This window comes from Mesorhizobium sp. CNPSo 4670, assembly GCF_057784235.1.
The window spans coordinates 318,180-335,714 of sequence record NZ_JBWJFQ010000001.1 but is presented as its reverse complement, the minus strand read 5'-3'; the positions used below and the strand labels follow the sequence as shown (position 1 = coordinate 335,714).

The following is a 17,535-nucleotide window of genomic DNA, read 5'->3' as shown; positions in this document are numbered from 1 at the left end:
AAAGGATCGGGCGCGCTTCGGCGCGCGCGATCCTTTCCGGCTGGCGTAATCGATCTATTCGGCAGCCAGCGCCAGTTGCGGCTTTTCGGCTTTTTGGCTCAGTTCCAGGTCGTCCGCCTGCTCCGCGGCCTCGTGCTTCTTGGGCTCGCGGCCAAAGAACAGGGCGTAGCCCGCCGGCAGCACCAGGATGGTCAGCACGGTGGCAACCAGGATGCCGCCCATCATGGCATAGGCGAGCGGCCCCCAGAACACGGCGCGCGAGATCGGGATCAGCGCCAGCACCGCCGTCAAGGCGGTCAGCGTGATCGGCCGGAAACGGCGCACGGCCGAGCCGATGATCGCTTCGGATCGCTCCATGCCAGCCGCTATGTCCTGGTCGATCTGGTCGACCAGGATGATCGAGTTGCGCATGATGATGCCGAGCAGCGCGATGACGCCGAGGATGGCGACGAAGCCGAACGGCGCGCCGCTGATCAAAAGGGCCGCGGCAGCACCGATGATGCCGAGCGGGCCGGTCGCCAGGACCAGCATCGCCTTGCCGAAATTCTGCAGTTGGATCATCAGGAGCACGACGATGATGGCCAGCATGATCGGCGCCTTGGCGGCGATCGAAGCCTGGCTTTCGGCCGAATCCTCGGCACCGCCCTGGATCTCGATCTTGTAGCCAGGTGCCAGCCCATCGCGCAGACCCTGCATGTCCTTGTACAACTTGGTGACGACGTCGTTGGACTGCACGCCGTCGGGCAGCGTTGCCCGCACGCTGATCGTCGGCAAGCGGTCACGCCGCCATTCGATGCCTTGCTCCAGCACCGGAACCACCTTGGCGACCTGCGACAGTGGCACGAAGCCGCCGAAATCGGTCGGGATATAGACGGAGTCGACCGAAGACAGCAGGCTGCGGCTGGCATCCGGCTCGCGGGCGACGATGGACACCGTCTCCTCGCCGTCGCGGAAGTCGTCGAGCGCCACACCGGACATGGTCGCCTGCAGCATCTGGCGGATGCGCTGCGAGGTGACGCCTAGCGCACGGGCGCGATCCTGGTCGATGACCAGCTTCATCGCCGGCACCGGTTCGAGCCAATCGTCATGGACGGCGCCAAGCAGCGGATCCTCACGGAACTTCGCCTTCACCTGGTCGGCGATGCGGCGCACCTCCTGGCGATCCGGACCCATGACACGCATCTGCACTGGCCAGCCGGTCGGCGGGCCGAGGAACAGGCGGTCGACCTTGGCGCGGACCGACGGGAAGTCCTCGGCCAGGACGGTGCGCAGCTTGACGATCAGCCTTTCACGGGCCGGCTCGTCATTGGCCATCACCAGAAGCTGGGCGAAGTTCGGATTGCTCAGTTGCTGGTCGAGCGGCAGGAAGAAGCGCGGCGCGCCTTCGCCGATGTAGGTTGCGATGAAACGCTTGTCCTTGTCGTCCATCATCTTGGCTTCAAGCGCCTTGGCCTGCACCTCGACTTCCTTGATGCTGGTGCCCTCCGGCAGCCAGAGATCGACGAGGATTTCCGGCCGCGACGATTGCGGGAAGAAGTTCTGCGGGATGAACTGGAACGCCCACAGGCTGGTGCCGAAGGTCACCAGGGTCATGGCAAGCACGATGATGCGGTGGCGCACGGCCCAGCCGACGGTCGAGCGCAGCCGGCGGTAGAAGCGGGTATCGAAGACATCGTGGTGGCTGCCGGCATGCTTGCGCTGCTTGAGGATCATGTGGCCGAGCCACGGCGTGAAATAGACCGCGACGAACCACGAGACGATCAACGCGATGCCGACGACATAAAACAGCGTGCGCACATATTCGCCGGCCGTCGAGGCGGCGAAACCGACCGGGATGAAGCCGGCGGTGGTGATCAGCGTGCCGGTCAGCATCGGGAAGGCGGTCGAGGAATAGGCGAAGCTTGCCGCCTCGATCTTGACCAGCCCCTCTTCCAGCTTGCGCTCCATCATCTCGACGACGATCATGGCGTCGTCGACGAGCAGGCCGAGCGCAATGATCAGCGCGCCGAGCGAGATGCGCTGCAGGTCGATGCCGAGCTCGTACATTATGGCGAAAGTGGCGGCCAGGACCAGCGGAATGGCGATGGCGATGACCAGGCCGGAACGCCAGCCGATCGACAGGAACGAGACGACGAGCACGATCAGCAGCGCTTCGCCGAGCGCATGCATGAATTCGGCGACCGCATCGGTGACGACGCCCGGCTGGTCGGAAATCTGGTCGACCGAAACGCCATAGGGCAGCGCCTCTTCGAAGCGCTTGTAGGTCGCCTCGACCTCCTTGCCGACATCGGTGACCTTGAAGCCCTTGGCCATGACGACGCCAAGCTGCACGCTGTCATGACCGTTGAAGCGGTATTTGCGCTGGAACGGATCTTCCAGCCCCGACGTCACCGTGGCGATGTCGCCGAGCCGGGTGACCTGGCCGCCGGCGCGCAGGCGCAGGTTACGGATATCCTCGACCTTGCTGACGTCGCCCTCGACCGAAATGCGCACCGAGTTGGTGCCGGTGTCGACGGAGCCGGCAGGGTCGACATTGTTCTGTCCCTTGATCGCGTTCTGCAGATCGGTCAGAGTCAGGCCGCGTTCGGCGAGCGCCTTGGACGAGACGTCGATGTAGAGCTTTTCCGGCTGGTCGCCGATGATGACGGCCTTCTCGACGCCAGGCGCGGTCAAAAGCATGTCGCGCGCCTGGATGGCGAACTTCTTCAGCTCGGGATAGCTGAAGCCGTCGCCGCTGATCGAATGCAGCGTGATGAAGGTGTCACCGAATTCATCGTTGAAATAGGGGCCGAGCAGGCCTTGCGGCAGGTCGCCTGATATATCGCCGACCTTCTTGCGCACCTGATAGAAGGCGTCCGCCACCTCGGCGGCGTTGGTGTCGCCCTTGATCTGGACCGTGATGATGGCGCTGCCGGCGCGGGTGAACGAGCGCACGAAATCGAGGTGCGGCGTTTCCTGCAGCTTGCGTTCGATCTTGTTGACGACCTGGTCTTCCATCTCCTGGATCGAGGAGCCGGGCCAGATCGCCTGGACGACCATCACCCGGAAGGTGAAATCGGGATCTTCCTTCTGGCCCATACGCATCAGGCCGAGCGCGCCGGCAATGATGATCAGGCCGAACAGGAACCGGGCAATGGAGGGATGGCCGATTGCCCAGCGCGACAGGTTGAAGGGCCGCTTCTCGTCCGTGGAATTGGTCATCGATGCAGGTCCATCTAATTAGCGCAACAAGATCGAGGTTCGGTAGCGGCTTCCGGGCGGCAAGGCTCTCCGAGCGGAGAAACACTCATCGCGGTTGGGGACGCGAAAATTGATGCGCGGGGGGTCACATCAATCGAGCGCCTCGGTTCGAGCGTTTGCCGCCCGGAAACCAGCGGCTGCGGGAACGCGCAGCCGGTGTCTGTCGTCAGCGCACCCGCCTGGTGTCGCTGTCTCCCGCAGATGCGGATTGCACGGTATCGCCGGTGAGTTTCACTTTCAGGTTCTCGGTCATGAACTGCGTGCCGGCAGCGACCACGACGTCGCCAGGCTTCAATCCGTCGGCGACCCGCACGCCATCGGCGGCGAACTCGGCGACCTTGACCGGGCGGGCGTGGACGGTGTCGGCGCCGCGATCGACGGTCCAGACGATGGACTGGCTGTCTTGCTTGGCCAGCGCGCTCAGCGGGATCGAAACGAGCTGCCGTTCATTGGCCGCCGATGCTTCGATGCTGGCGGTCATGCCGAGCAGCACGCGCGGATCGTTGGGCAGGCTGACACGGACGGCAAAGGTGCGCGACTGCGGATCGGCGCTGCCGGCGACTTCGCGGACCTTGCCCTCGAGCGTGAGTGCATCGTCGGACCAGAAGCCCGCCTTGACGATCTTGCCCGGCTTGAACTCGGCGATTTCCACTTCCGGAACCGCGATCAGCACTTCCTTTTCGCCGTCGACCGCGACGGTGACAACCGGCGTGCCGGAGCCAACCACCTGGCCGACATCGGCGCTGACGGCGGTGACGATGCCGTCCCTGTCGGCCTTGAGGTCGGTGTAGCCGGCCTGGTTCTTGGCCTGGTCGAGCGACGAGCGAGCGGAATCGCGGGTGGCGACCGCCTGGTCATAACTCAGCGTCGCCTGTTCGAGCTGCGATTTCGGTGCAAAATTCTTGGCAAAAAGCTGCTCTGCGCGCTTGCGGGCAAGCTCGACCGTCTCGACCTGCCGCTCGGCAGCATCAAGCGCTGCCTGAGCGCTTTTGACCGAAAGGTCGTAGTCGATGGGATCGATGCGGGCCAGCACATCGCCCGAGGCCACATGCTGACCAATGTCGACAAGGCGCTCCGTGATCTTGCCGTTGACCCGGAATGCAAGGGCGCTCTCGGTGCGGGCCCGGACCGAACCGGAATAGGAGAGCGTGCGGGTGTCATGCGCCTGGGCGATCTCGACGACCTTGACCGGGCGGATGATGTCCTTGACCTCGGCTTTCTCCTGCGAGCAGCCGGCAAGCCCGAGCGCCGCGACGATCAGGCCGGCGACCGGCAGCTTGCGAAGGATGGAACGGGACAAAGACATCTTGCTACTCCGACTGGGAGATGAATGGTCGACACCGGCACCAGCGTGCGGCGCTATTTCTTCAAAGCCTTGATTGCATAATCGATGAGGTCGTCCGGCATTGCCCGGTTGGTCTTGGCAAGGCACTGCGCCACCATCTGCGGATGGCACAGGATGACGGTGGCGGCGCCGAAGCAGCGCGACGCGATCACCGGATCCTGTTCCCTGAACTCACCAGCCTCGATGCCATCGCGGATGACTTCCGCGAACAGATCGTGGATGCTGTCGACGTGCTTGTCGATGACGCCCCAATCCCGTTCGAGCGCGACGATCACCATTTCATGGACCTTCTGCTCGTCGAGCATGACTTCCATCGTCATCTTGTACTGCGCATGCACGTAGCGCCGAAGCCGCTCCTCGGCGCTGATCGGCAGGTGGCAAATCTCATAGGCCATCTTGTAGCTGGCACCGAGCATCCGGCCGCAGACGGCCTGGTGGATTTCGACCTTGGTGGCGAAGAAACGGTAGATATTGGCCGGCGACATGCCGAGTTCACGGGCGATGTCGGCGACATTGGTCTTGCCGTAGCCGTAGTGCCGGAACAGGCGCTCGGCGCAGTCGAGAATGCGCGTCACATTTTCCTGCCGGGCGACCTCCTGTCGGGCGACGTCGGCGACTATGTTGGCGGCTTCGGACATGGCTCTCGTTGTTTATGACTGACGAATTTCAATTTTCGTCAGTCGTAAATCGAAATGGCCGAGCTGTCAACGCGAAATCGATGTACGCGTACGATTGGTGACAGCTGGTGACATCCAATAGACGTCACCAGGCGGCCCGAGGATGCGGCCGCTGAAAATATTTTCGCGAGAGGCTGCCGGAGACGTCAGGCGACCTTGGCCATCTCGCGCAGCCGGAACTTCTGGATCTTGCCGGTCGAGGTCTTCGGGATTTCGGCGAAGATCACCGCCTTCGGCACCTTGAAACGCGCAAGCAGTGCCCGGCAGTGCTCGATGATCTCGGCCTCGGTCGCCGCCTTGCCGGGCTTCAACTCGACATAGGCGACCGGCACCTCGCCCCATTTGTCATCGGCCCTGGCGACGACGCCGCAAGAGGCAACCGAGGGGTGCTTGTAGAGCGCATCCTCAACCTCGATCGAGGAGATGTTCTCGCCGCCCGAGATGATGATGTCCTTGGAGCGGTCCTTGAGCTGGATATAGCCGTCGGGATGCATGACGCCGAGATCGCCGGAGTGGAACCAGCCACCGGCAAAGGCCTCTTCGCTCGCCTTGCGGTTCTTCAGATAGCCCTTCATGACAATGTTGCCGCGGAACATGACCTCGCCGATGGTCTCGCCATCCGCCGGCGTCGCCTGCATTGTCTCGGGATCCATGATGGTCAGGCCTTCGAGTGCTGCATAGCGCACGCCCTGCCGCGCCTTTTTGACACTGCGCTCGCCCTTTTCAAGATTGTCCCAGGCGCCATGCCATTCATTGACGACCGCCGGGCCATAGGTCTCGGTCAATCCGTAGAGATGGGTGACGGCAAAGCCGGCATCGGCCATGCCCGACAACACGGCTTCTGGTGGCGGAGCAGCCGCGGTGTTGAAGGTGACGGTCTGCGCGAATTCGCGCTTGTCCTCGTCCTTCGCATTGATCAGCACCGACATGACGACCGGTGCGCCGCACAGATGGGTGACGCCGTGGTCGGCGATCGCATCGTAGATCGGCTTCGGCCGCACCCAGCGCAGGCAGACATGAGTGCTGGCCTGGACGGCGAGCGTCCATGGAAAGCACCAGCCATTGCAGTGGAACATCGGCAGCGTCCACAGATAGACGGCGTGCTTGGCCATGCCGGCATGGATGGTGTTGGTGTAGGCCATGAGGGCAGCACCCCGATGGTGGTAGACGACACCCTTCGGATTGCCTGTGGTGCCGGAGGTGTAGTTGAGCGAGATGGCGTCCCACTCATCGTCGGGCATCGACCAGGCGAAGTCCTCGTCGCCGCTTGCGATGAAATCCTCATAGTCTGATGTGCCTATGCGCTCGCCCTTCGGATAGGGCGCGTCGGCGGCGTAGTCGGGATCATCGTAGTCGATGACCAGGGGCTTGACCTTGGCCAGTTCCAGGGCCTGCTTGACGACGCTGGAGAACTCGCGGTCGACGATCAGTATCCTGGTCTCAGCATGGTCGAGCTGGAAGGCGATGACGGCGGCATCGAGGCGGGTGTTGAGCGAGTGCAGCACCGCTTTGGTCATCGGCACGCCGAAATGCGCTTCCAGCATCGGCGGCGTGTTGGACAGCATGACGGTGACCGTATTGCCCTTGCCGATGCCGCGCTTCTGAAGGGCCGAGGCAAGCTTCCGCGACCGCCGCCAGAAGGTGCGATAGTCGATGCGCTGGCGGCCATGGATGATGGCGACATGGTCGGGATAGGTCTTTGCCGCGCGCTCGAGGTAGGTGAGCGGCGTCAGCGGCTGGTGGTTGGCCGCGTTCTTGTCGAGATCCTGCTCGTAAGGATTGCCCATCCCGTCCTCCCATTCCATCGAAGACTTCTAACCACAGGCTCGCGCCGGCGTCATCCCCCGTCCAAAGCCGCTACGATCCGCATGCCAGATACATTCAGCAAGTTTGACTTTTGTCGAAGGCCGTGAATAATGTCAGCTGAGGAGACGGCATGGCGATCCGACCGGCAGAACAGCTCATCCACAAGGCCGCCTGGCTCTATTACGCCCATGGCCTGCGGCAGGACCAGGTGGCGAGCCAGCTTAACATTTCCCGTGCCTCGGTCGCCATGTATCTGCGCAAGGCGCGCGAGACCGGCATCGTCAACATCTCGACCTCGACCCAGCTTTTCACCGACGATGTGCTGGCGCGCAAGCTCGAGGATGCGCTGAGCCTCGACGCCGTCTGGATCGCGCCGGAAAACGACCATATCGCCGACCCGTCGACGGAAATCGCCGTGCTGGCGGCGAGCGTTTTTCTCGAACTGGTCAAGAAGGGCGACCGCATCGGCGTCGCCTGGGGCCGCACCGTCTACATGATCGCCGACATCATGTCCTATGCCGACCTGCAGGACGTCACCGTGGTGCAGCTTTGCGGCAATCTCGGCGCGCCCTATTCCTACCGGCCCGACCAATGCACGATGGAAATCGCGCGGCGGCTCAACGCCAAGGGGCTCAACTTCTACGCGCCGCTGGTGCTGTCGACGGAAGATCTGGCGCGGGCGTTGCGTGCCGAACCAGTGATCCGCGAGCAATTGTCGGGCGTCGGTGAATGCGATCTGGCGCTGTACTCGGTCGGCGCTGTCGACGCCGACAGCCATCTGGTCAAATGCGGCGCGCTGACATCAGGCGAAATGGCGGATCTGCGCAGCCGAGGTGCCGCCGGCGTCATTGCCGGGCAGATCATCGACGCCGACGGCAAGGTGCTCGACTGCAGCTACAACCGCCGGGTGATCTCGGCCGAGCTTGCCTCACTGCGCGCCATCGCCAGGCGCCTGATGGTCGTGCAGGAGGACAGCAAGTTCGCCCCCCTGCTCGCGGCGATCGCCGGCGGACTTTGCACGCATCTGGTGGTTGGCGCACGCATGGCGCAGAGGCTGCTGGATCATGCTGGAGCGGCGACAGAAAAGGCCTCCTAGGAAACACAAACTTCCGTTGCCGGCGCATTGTCATCAAGGCGTCGCGGCATTCCTGTTTCACCATCAAAGACAACAACCGGACGAAGCGAACATGAAGAACCTGTGGAATGACGACGCAGCCGAAAAACTCGTTGCCGACTATGCAAAAAAGGGTGTCGGCCGCGACCTGGCGCTGCGCGTCTACACGACGCGGCTGCTGGGCGGCGAGCCGCGGCTGGTCCTGCATGGCGGCGGCAACACGTCCTGCAAGACGACGGCCACCGATCTCGTCGGCGACCAGTGGGACGTGCTGTGCGTCAAGGGCAGCGGCTGGGACATGGGTGTCATCGAGCCGCAGGGCCTGCCGGCGGTCAAGCTGAAGCCGCTGCTCAAAGCCCGCACACTGAACAGATTGGCCGACGAGGACATGGTTGCCCTGCAACGCGCCAACCTCATCGACCCGTCCTCGCCCAACCCTTCGGTGGAGACGCTGCTGCATGCCTTCCTGCCGCACAAATTCGTCGACCACACGCATTCGACCGCCATCCTGGCGATCGTCGACCAGGAGGACAGCAAACGGCTGGTGGAGACGGTGTTCGGCGCGAATATGGGTTATGTGCCCTACATCATGCCCGGCTTCGACCTCGCCAAGGCGGCGGCCGACATTTTCGACGCCGATCCGACGGTCGAGGGCCTGATCCTCGACAAGCACGGCATCTTCACCTTCGGCGACGACGCCAGGCAGGCCTACGATCGGATGATCCACTATGTGAACGTCGCCGAGGACTACGTCGCTCGGAGTACCAAGCCGCAGCCCGCAAAGGCAGCATTGCCGGCAAAGCTCGCGACACCGGCGGCTATTGCGCCAACGCTGCGCGGCGCTGTCGCGGTGGCACGCGGCGAAGGCCGCTTCGACCGCATGATCAGCGACTTCCGCACCTCGGAGGTGATCGTCGATTTCATCAATTCGGCTGAGATCGCCGACTATGCCGGGCGCGGCGTGTCGACGCCCGATCTGTCGATCCGCATCAAGACCGGACCGATGGCGCTGCCGGCGCCCGATGCTGACAAGGTCGGCGACTACAAGGCCGTGATCGGGGATCACGTCGAGGCCTTCGCCAGGGACTACCGTGCCTATTTCGAAACCAATGATGCGCTCGACGACGTCAAGCGCACCATGCTCGACCAGATGCCGCGGCTGACGCTGGTGCCGGGCCTCGGCATGTTCGGCCACGGCCGCACGCTGAAGGACGCGAAGATCGCCTCGGATGTCGGCGAGATGTGGATCGAGGCGGTGCGCGGCGCCGAGGCGGTTGGCCGGTTTCATCCGCTCTCCAAGGCCGACCTGTTCCCGCTCGAATACTGGTCGCTGGAACAGGCCAAGCTCGCTTCCAACAAGCCGAAGCCGCTGACCGGCCAGGTTGTCCTGATCACCGGCGGCGCAGGTGCGATCGGTGCGGCGACAGCCAAGCTGTTCGCTGACAATGGCGCCCATGCCGTCGTTGTCGATCTCGACGCCGAAAAGGCCGCCGAGGCGGCGAAGAAGGCCGGCAACAATTCGATCTCTGTTGCCGCCGACATCACCGACCCGCGCCAAGTGCGTGCCGCCTTCGACAGGGCGGTTGCCGTGTTCGGCGGTGTCGACATCCTGGTCTCCAATGCGGGTGCCGCGTGGGAAGGCCGGATCGGCGAGCTCGACGACGCGCTTTTGCGCAGGAGTTTCGAGCTCAATTTCTTCGCTCACCAGTCGGTGGCGCAGAATGCCGTGCGCATCATGCTCGAACAGGGCACCGGCGGCGTGCTTCTGTTCAACACCTCCAAGCAGGCGGTCAATCCGGGTCCGAAATTCGGTGCCTATGGCGTGCCGAAAGCGGCGACGCTGTTCCTGTCCAGGCAATACGCGCTCGACTATGGCGCGCAGGGCATCCGCTCGAACGCCGTCAACGCCGACCGCATCCGCTCCGGCCTTTTGACCGACGCCATGATTGCCAGCCGTTCGGGCGCGCGCGGCGTGTCGGAGAAGGACTACATGTCCGGCAATCTGCTCGGCCAGGAAGTGACGGCGCAGGACGTGGCGCAGGCCTTCCTGCACCACGCGCTGGCCGACCGGACCACCGCCGACGTGACGACCGTCGACGGCGGCAACATCGCGGCGGCGTTGCGGTAGGCGGAACCGACCGAAACAGGCACGCAGACATTCGTGAACTGCTACTACAGCAGCTCGCGGATGCCTTCCCAAGCCTTTCTGCCCAGCCTTGAATCGGCCTCGTCGTTGCCGCCGTGTGCATGCATTGCGGAGCGTGGTGTATTTTCGCCCGGCAAGAGGATGCGGTGACCCGCATCCGGCGACGAAATGAGATGCGTCACCTTGCCGGCTTCGCTACACCGCCGAACAATATCCGTCGCGAACGACAGGGAGGGCCACAGCGCATCGCCGCCACCCGCGACAAGCAAAATCTCGGCCGATGCCGTCTCAACGGGGATGGTTGCCGCATTTGCCTCCCGCTTAAAGGTTTTCAAGCTGCGTTCGAAAAGCCCCCTGTAAGTGACCAAGCCGTCCACATGCTCTGGTGTCCAGCCCGGATCTGTCGGCACAAACGGCAGGGGAATACCGTTGAGCGACCATGAGGATCGTTCAGGCCAGCTGACACCGTCTCGGCCCGCACCGATATTTCCCCAAACCACGGATGATGGGCTGATTGCGACCACAGCGTTGATCCGCCGGTCATGGACCGCCGCAAGCAGCGCGGCCTCCGCACCCTTGGATGTACCGACATAGACGATGCGACGGCATCCTGTTTCGAGGAGACAGTCGGTTGCGGCAAAGAACGTTTCGAGGGGAACCTCGCAGATTCCGGGCACCTGCCCCTCACCGCCAAACCACTGCAGCGCCAAGACTGACGAACCCTCGTTTGCAAAGAGCCTCGCGCGCCCAACGTCCACACGGCCACTCGATCCACCCAACACCACGACGCCCGTGTTGGCCTGCACGCATCGAAACAATCTTCCGGCAACAGAGCCGGACAGGTTTTCCTCGATTACCGCCTGCGCTTCCATCCTGAACCGACACTTTCGCGGCTGATTTTTCCAGCATCGCAAAACTGGCGTTTTCGGCAAGCCGGTCGTGCAAGGACCTTCGACAAAAAAGCCGCCTGCAACAAGCTGCTGCAGGCGGCTATCGGTTCCAAGTTTGCGAAAGCTACTTGGCGTTCGGGTTCGGCATCCAGGCCGGCATCGCGACATCGGCATGGGCGAACTGCGGCAACTTGGCCGACAGGTCTTCCATGTTCTTGATGTCCTTGTCGACGAGGTCTTTCTGGGTGATCAGCGTCGGCGGCACGACGACGTTGTGGCCGGGGTCTTCACCGGCCAGCAGCTGTGCCAGCGCACGCACCGAGACCTGGCCGACGACGGCCGGATTGGTCGCGGCGGTCGCCGCCCAGGCGCTGTCGGGCTCACGCATCGCGGCGATATCGGACGTCGAGATGTCGGCCGAGTAGATCTTGATGCCCTTGTTCAAGCCCGCCTCGTCGACGGCGATCTTCACACCCTTGGCGAATTCGTCATAGGGGGCGAACATCACCTTGATGTCGGGGTGGGCCGACAGCACCGAACGCGCCTGGTTGGCGACGGAGTTGGCGATCGGGTTGTCGAGCGTGCCGAACATCGCGACCTCGCTGATGCCGGCATGCTTCTGCTTGACGTCGACCCAGGTCTCGTTGCGGCGGTCGAGCGGCGCGATGCCGGCGACATAGACATAGCCGGCCTTCCAGCTCTCGCCATTGTCCTTGACCGCCTGCTCGAGAGCGAGGCGGGCCAAGTCGCGGTCGGACTGTTCGACCTGCGGGATCTTGGGGTTTTCGACATTGACGTCGAAGGCCACCACCTTGATGCCGGCGTCGACGGCGCGCTGGGCGGCGTCCTTCATCGACTCCGTCAGGCCGTGCTGGATGATGATGCCTTGCACGCCGAGCGCTATGGCCTGGTCGACCATATCGGATTGAAGGGCGGCGTCCTGGCGGCTGTCGAGGACGCGCAGGTCGATGCCGAGCGCCTTCGACTGCGCCTCGACGCCGCTGAGATAGGCCTGGAAGAAGTCGCCGGTCGAGAGATAGCGCACCAGCGCGACCTTGACGCCGGGCTTGTCGAAAGGCGCCGGCTTGTCCGCGGCCAGTGCCGGGAACTGCATCAGCATGGTTGCCCCGGCCAGCCCGAGTGCCACCTTCCCCAGAAGTCTTCTCGTAATGTTCACCTTGTTTCCTCCACTCTTGTTGAACCCAAAATCCTATCCGGTCGAAAGCTATCTCCTGCCCCTGCCCGAAAGGGCAAAGGTGAAGACAAGGGCGACGACCAGAACCACGCCCTTGACGAAATCCTGCGTGTAGTAAGGCGCGTTCATCATCGTCAGGCCTTGCAGCAGGATGCCGACGAACAGCGCGCCGACGGCAGTGCCGAAGGCGTTCGGCTTGGCGGCGCCGAGCACCGCGTATCCGATGAGCGCCGCGGCGACAGCGTCGAGCAGCAGATTATTACCCGAGGCGATGTCGCCGCGTCCAAGTCGGGCAGCGAGCAAAATGCCGCCGATCGAGGCAAAAACTCCTGAAATAACGTAGGCCCAGATCTTGTATGCCTTGACAGGCGCGCCTGCGAGTTCGGCGGCGCGTTCGTTGCTGCCGACCGCATACATCATGCGCCCGAATCGCGTGTATTCGAGGAAGAACCAGATCAGCAAAGCGAGCACGAGCAGCACGACGACCGACACCGGAATGAGGTTCGGGATGAAGAAATCGAAGCGGTGGCGACCGAGCGCCAGGAAGGCGTCGCTGAACTTGCCATTGGCGACCGAACCGTCCGGCATGGTCATGCCGGTGGCGATCGAGCGGCCCTCGGTCGGGATGCGTTGCAGGCCGACCAGCAGGAACATCATACCGAGCGTCGCCAGGAGATCGGGCACGCGCATGTAAACGATCAGCCAGCCATTGATGAGGCCGACAATGGCGCCGATGAGCAGGCAGACGACGACCGCGACGAGAGCGTTCTGCTCCAGCACCACCATGACATAGGCAGCCGCCATCATGGCTGATGTGGCAACGGAGCCGATCGACAGGTCAAAGCCGCCGACGACGAGCGTGGCGGTGACGCCGAGCGCCAGCACGCCGGTGATGGCGACCGACTGGAAGATGAAGACGGCACTTTGCGGCGAAACGAAACCGTCGGCGGCGATCGCGAAATAGGCAATCAAACCGAACAGGAGCACGATGAAGCCGTAGCGAATGGCATGGTCTCGCAACGTCATTCAGCGCCCTCTCGCGCCGCTGCGATTTCTACCCAACTCGAACCCATAGTCTCTCCATTCCAATTCCTTGCCGCCACGCTCAGGCGGCGCTGTGCAGCGGTCCGCCGGCGACCTCGGCCAGCAGGCGATCGAGATCGACATCGGCATTGCGATGCTCGCCGACGATGGTTTGTTCGGACATCACCAGGATGCGATCGGCGGTCTCCAGCGCCTCGTCGAGCTCGGTGACGAACAGCAGTGTGGCGCGGCCATTGGCGCTTGCCCTGAGCTTGGCGGCAATGTCGCGCCGGGCCGAAATGTCGACGCCCTGGAACGGCTCGTCGAGAATGAACAGTCCGGCGTCCTGCGCCATCCAGCGGGCGACCATCACCTTCTGCTGGTTGCCGCCGGAAAGCTCCGACATCTCGTCCTTCTCGGAGCGGCAGACGATGCCCAGTTCCTCGATCTGCCGGCGCGCCGTGCTGCGTTCCAGGCGGCGCCTGAGAACACTGAGGCGCGACATGCGCTTGTGAAACGGCAGGCTGATATTTTCCTGGATATTGAAGCCGCTGACGATGCCGTTCTCGCCGCGGTCCTTGGCGACGAGGAACACGCCGGCGGCGATCGCCGCGCCGGTTGTTTCAGGCGCGTAGGGCTTGCCGTTCAGCACCATGCTGCCAGCGAGCGGCTTGCGCACGCCAAACAGCGTCTCGGCCAGCGCCGTCTTGCCGACGCCGACGAGGCCGGTGATGGCAACGACCTCGCCGTCGCCCAGCGACAGCGAGATCGGCCTGGCGCCTTGCGCTATGCGTAGACCTTCGATCGTCAGGATCGCCTTGGCCGAATGCCTGACGACGATCTGGTCGAGGTGGATCTTGCGCCCGAGCATGGCGTTGACCGCGCCCTCATAGTCGAGCGGTTTCTTGTCGAAGAGCCCAGAGATGATGCCGTCGCGCATCGAGACGATCCGATCGGCAAGCCGCCTGATGTCAGACATGCGGTGCGAGATGTAGAGGATCGCGACGCCCTGCTCACGCAGCCTGTCGATCAGCGCAAACAGCCGATCGGCTTCGGCGCTGGACAGCGAGGAGGTCGGCTCGTCGAGGATCAGCACTTTCGGCTGATGCGCCAAAGCGCGGGCGATCGCCACCATCTGGCGATCGGCCAGCGAAAGATCGCTGACGCGCGCTTTGAGATCGATGGCCAGCCCCATGCGGTCGGCGACGGCCTTTGCCTGGCGACGCACGCGCGCTGGATTGAACAGGAACGAAGCGCCGCTGCCGCTCAAGCGGTCGAGGGTCAAATTGGTGGCGACATCGAGATCGGCGACGACACCGTCATTGATGTTCTGGTGCACGGTGACGACGCCGGCGCGGATCGCTTCCGCCGGCGTGTTCGGCGCGAAGGCCTGTCCGGCGAGGCCCATCGTGCCGTCGCCGCGCTCATAGACGCCGCTGATGATCTTGACGAGGGTGGATTTGCCGGCGCCATTGGCGCCCATGAGCACCGTCACTTCGCCGGCATGCAGCTCCAGCGAGACGCCGCCAAGCACCTCGTTCTGGCCAAAGGATTTCCTCAGCCCCTCTGCGCGGAACACGGCATTGCCGACCATGCGTTCCTCCCTGACATGACGCTATGGGCTACATCGGCAATTGTCAACACGATTGACAATTGCCAGATCGCTTCCTAGCTTGGCCCGACCGCCATGCCTCCGTTATGTTCGGAGTGCATATGCGGGAGGATGACGATGACTGGAAAATTGCAGTTCGAAGCACTGTCGGTCGAGACGCTCCCGAGCCGTCTTGGCGACAACGAGGCGTTGCGCGCGCGCATCGGCAAGGACACGAGCGCGTGGAAGGTCCGCGAGGTCGGCGACGGCAATCTCAACCTCGTCTTCATCGTCGAAGGCGCCAGCGGTGCAGCGGTGGTCAAGCAGGCCCTGCCCTATGTCCGCTTGGTCGGCGACAGCTGGCCGCTGCCGCTGAAGCGTTCGTTCTTCGAATACCACGCGCTGACCCGGCAAGAGGCGCGCGCGCCGGGCTCGGTGCCGGCGATCTACCATTTCGATGAAGGCCAGGCGCTGATCATCATGGAATATCTGTCGCCGCACATCATCCTGCGGCGGGCGCTGATCGAAGGCCGGCAACTGCCGAACATTGCGAGGGATATCGGCCTGTTCATGGCCCGCACCCTGTTTCGCGGCTCCGACCTGCATATGGCAGCCAAGGACCGCAAGGCCGATCTGGCGCTGTTCGCCGACAATGTCGAGCTCTGCGACATCACCGAGAACCTGGTGTTCTCGGACCCCTATTTCGACGCCAGGATGAACCGGCACACCAGCCCGCAACTGGACGGCCTCGTCGCGGAACTGCGCGCCGACCGCGACCTCAAAGTCGAGGCGCAGCGGCTGAAGCATAGCTTCGCCGCCAATGCCGAAACGCTGCTGCATGGCGACCTGCATTCCGGCTCGATCATGGTCACCGACAGCCAGACGCGGATGATCGATCCGGAATTCGCCTTCTATGGCCCAATGGCGTTCGATGTCGGCATGCTGCTCGCCAATTTCTGGATGTCCTTCTTCTCGCAACGGGGACACGAGCAAAGCGGCAAGCGCGACGCCATGCGCGCCTACCTGCTCGGGGTGACCGTCGAGACTTGGGGTGTGTTCCGCGCCGAGTTCTCGCATCTGTGGCGCACCGAGCGCACCGGCATGCTCTATCAGAAGAGCCTGTTCGAGGATCAGGGCGACAGGCTCGGCGCCGAACAGGCGCTCGACCATGTGCTGCACCAGATCTGGACCGACCTGTTGGGCTTTGCCGGCATCGAGATCCACCGGCGCATCCTCGGCCTCGCCCACAATGCCGATTTCGAGACCATTGCCGACGAGGATTTGCGCGCCAGTTGTGAGGCGAAGGCGCTGAAATTCGGCCGCCACCTCGCCGTCAACCGGCGTCATATCCACAGCATCGACGAGGTCAATCACCTGGCCGCGCTGATCGAACAGGAGAGCAGCATTTGAACGTCGGCGACCGCCACTATCGCACCATCTGGCTGAGCAAGGACGGGCGTTCGGTGGAGATCATCGACCAGCGCTGGCTGCCGCATGATTTCCGCATCGAGACGATCGGTGGCGTCACCGGCATCGCCACGGCGATCCGCGACATGTGGGTGCGCGGCGCGCCGCTGATCGGCGTCACCGCGGCCTATGGCGTCGCCATGCAGATGGCCGACGACCCGTCGGATGCAGCACTTGACGCCGTCTGGGAGACCTTGCATCAGACGCGGCCGACGGCAATCAATCTGCGCTGGGCGCTCGACGAAATGCGGCGCTTCCTCAAGCCATTGCCTCCCGAACAACGGGCCGAAGCCGCCTATCGGCGGGCCAGGGAAATCGCCGACGAGGATGTCGGCCTCAACCGCGCCATCGGCGAGAACGGCCTCACCATCATCAAGGCGATCGCGGCGGGCAAGCCGAAGGGCGAACCGGTCAACATCCTGACCCACTGCAATGCCGGCTGGCTGGCGACCGTCGACTATGGCACCGCCACCGCGCCGATCTACCTGGCAACCGAGGCCGGCATTCCGGTCCACGTCTATGTCGACGAGACGCGGCCGCGTAACCAGGGCGCCCAACTGACCGCGTGGGAGATGGCCGGCCATGGCGTGCCGCACACGCTGATCGTCGACAATGCCGGCGGCCACCTGATGCAACGCGGCGCGATCGACATGGTCATCGTCGGCACGGACCGCACCACCGCCGACGGCGATGTCTGCAACAAGATCGGCACCTATTTGAAGGCACTTGCCGCCGCCGACAATCATGTGCCGTTCTATGTCGCGCTGCCGTCGCCGACCATCGACTGGACGGTGCATGACGGGCTGGCCGATATCCCGATCGAGCAGCGCTCGGCCGACGAGGTCTCGCTGGTCTGGGGCAAGACCGCTGCGGGCGAGATCGCCCAGGTGCGCATCTCGCCCGAGACGACACCCGCGGCGAACCCGGCCTTCGACGTGACGCCGGCGCGGCTGGTGACCGGCCTGATCACCGAACGCGGCGTCGCCAAGGCATCGCGCGAGGGTCTGAAGGCGATGTTTCCCGAGCGCGGCTAGAGCAATC

12 protein-coding genes are annotated in these 17,535 nt (G+C 63.6%); 4 read left to right on the top strand and 8 right to left on the bottom strand.

Annotated features, from left to right (window positions below; translation table 11 throughout):
• Nucleotides 1–54 precede the first annotated feature (54 nt).
• From AC0ZT5_RS01435 to AC0ZT5_RS01420, 4 genes are all read right to left on the bottom strand, one after another.
• Nucleotides 55–3,201, bottom strand: a complete 3,147-nt coding sequence (locus AC0ZT5_RS01435; RefSeq protein WP_488494971.1) for an efflux RND transporter permease subunit — start codon at nucleotides 3,199–3,201, stop codon at nucleotides 55–57.
• Between the two features lie 205 nt (nucleotides 3,202–3,406).
• Nucleotides 3,407–4,546, bottom strand: a complete 1,140-nt coding sequence (locus tag AC0ZT5_RS01430) for an efflux RND transporter periplasmic adaptor subunit (RefSeq protein ID WP_488494970.1) — start codon at nucleotides 4,544–4,546, stop codon at nucleotides 3,407–3,409.
• Nucleotides 4,547–4,599: 53 nt separating this feature from the next.
• Nucleotides 4,600–5,223, bottom strand: a complete 624-nt coding sequence (locus tag AC0ZT5_RS01425) for a TetR/AcrR family transcriptional regulator (RefSeq protein ID WP_488494969.1) — start codon at nucleotides 5,221–5,223, stop codon at nucleotides 4,600–4,602.
• 185 nt (nucleotides 5,224–5,408) lie between these two features.
• On the bottom strand, nucleotides 5,409–7,049 hold the full coding sequence (locus AC0ZT5_RS01420; protein ID WP_488494968.1) for an acyl-CoA synthetase: 1,641 nt from the start codon (nucleotides 7,047–7,049) through the stop codon (nucleotides 5,409–5,411).
• 149 nt (nucleotides 7,050–7,198) lie between these two features.
• On the opposite strand from AC0ZT5_RS01420, the gene AC0ZT5_RS01415 reads away from it, so the two are divergent.
• Both AC0ZT5_RS01415 and AC0ZT5_RS01410 read left to right on the top strand, forming a co-directional pair.
• Nucleotides 7,199–8,164, top strand: coding sequence for a sugar-binding transcriptional regulator (locus tag AC0ZT5_RS01415; protein WP_488494967.1), 966 nt, complete (start codon nucleotides 7,199–7,201; stop codon nucleotides 8,162–8,164).
• Between the two features lie 91 nt (nucleotides 8,165–8,255).
• The gene (locus tag AC0ZT5_RS01410) at nucleotides 8,256–10,310 is read left to right on the top strand and encodes a bifunctional aldolase/short-chain dehydrogenase (RefSeq protein ID WP_488494966.1); all 2,055 of its coding nucleotides are present in this window, start codon (nucleotides 8,256–8,258) and stop codon (nucleotides 10,308–10,310) included.
• Nucleotides 10,311–10,354: 44 nt separating this feature from the next.
• Here AC0ZT5_RS01410 and AC0ZT5_RS01405 read toward each other — a convergent pair whose 3' ends face one another.
• The 4 genes from AC0ZT5_RS01405 to AC0ZT5_RS01390 form a co-directional block, all read right to left on the bottom strand.
• Entirely contained in the window at nucleotides 10,355–11,200 is an 846-nt protein-coding gene (locus AC0ZT5_RS01405) for an acyl-CoA thioester hydrolase/BAAT C-terminal domain-containing protein (RefSeq protein ID WP_488494965.1), read from the bottom strand.
• Nucleotides 11,201–11,342: 142 nt separating this feature from the next.
• Nucleotides 11,343–12,395, bottom strand: a complete 1,053-nt coding sequence (locus tag AC0ZT5_RS01400) for a substrate-binding domain-containing protein (RefSeq protein WP_488494964.1) — start codon at nucleotides 12,393–12,395, stop codon at nucleotides 11,343–11,345.
• Between the two features lie 48 nt (nucleotides 12,396–12,443).
• On the bottom strand, nucleotides 12,444–13,439 hold the full coding sequence (locus AC0ZT5_RS01395; protein WP_477283907.1) for an ABC transporter permease: 996 nt from the start codon (nucleotides 13,437–13,439) through the stop codon (nucleotides 12,444–12,446).
• Between the two features lie 79 nt (nucleotides 13,440–13,518).
• The gene (locus AC0ZT5_RS01390; RefSeq protein ID WP_488494963.1) at nucleotides 13,519–15,030 is read right to left on the bottom strand and encodes a sugar ABC transporter ATP-binding protein; all 1,512 of its coding nucleotides are present in this window, start codon (nucleotides 15,028–15,030) and stop codon (nucleotides 13,519–13,521) included.
• 135 nt (nucleotides 15,031–15,165) lie between these two features.
• Between AC0ZT5_RS01390 and mtnK the strand changes: the two genes are divergently transcribed.
• Together mtnK and mtnA are read left to right on the top strand one after the other, a co-directional pair.
• The gene (gene mtnK / locus AC0ZT5_RS01385; RefSeq protein WP_488494962.1) at nucleotides 15,166–16,437 is read left to right on the top strand and encodes an S-methyl-5-thioribose kinase; all 1,272 of its coding nucleotides are present in this window, start codon (nucleotides 15,166–15,168) and stop codon (nucleotides 16,435–16,437) included.
• On the top strand, nucleotides 16,434–17,528 hold the full coding sequence (gene mtnA, locus AC0ZT5_RS01380; protein WP_488494961.1) for an S-methyl-5-thioribose-1-phosphate isomerase: 1,095 nt from the start codon (nucleotides 16,434–16,436) through the stop codon (nucleotides 17,526–17,528). Before mtnK ends, mtnA begins: the two co-directional genes overlap by 4 nt.
• Nucleotides 17,529–17,535 lie beyond the last annotated feature (7 nt).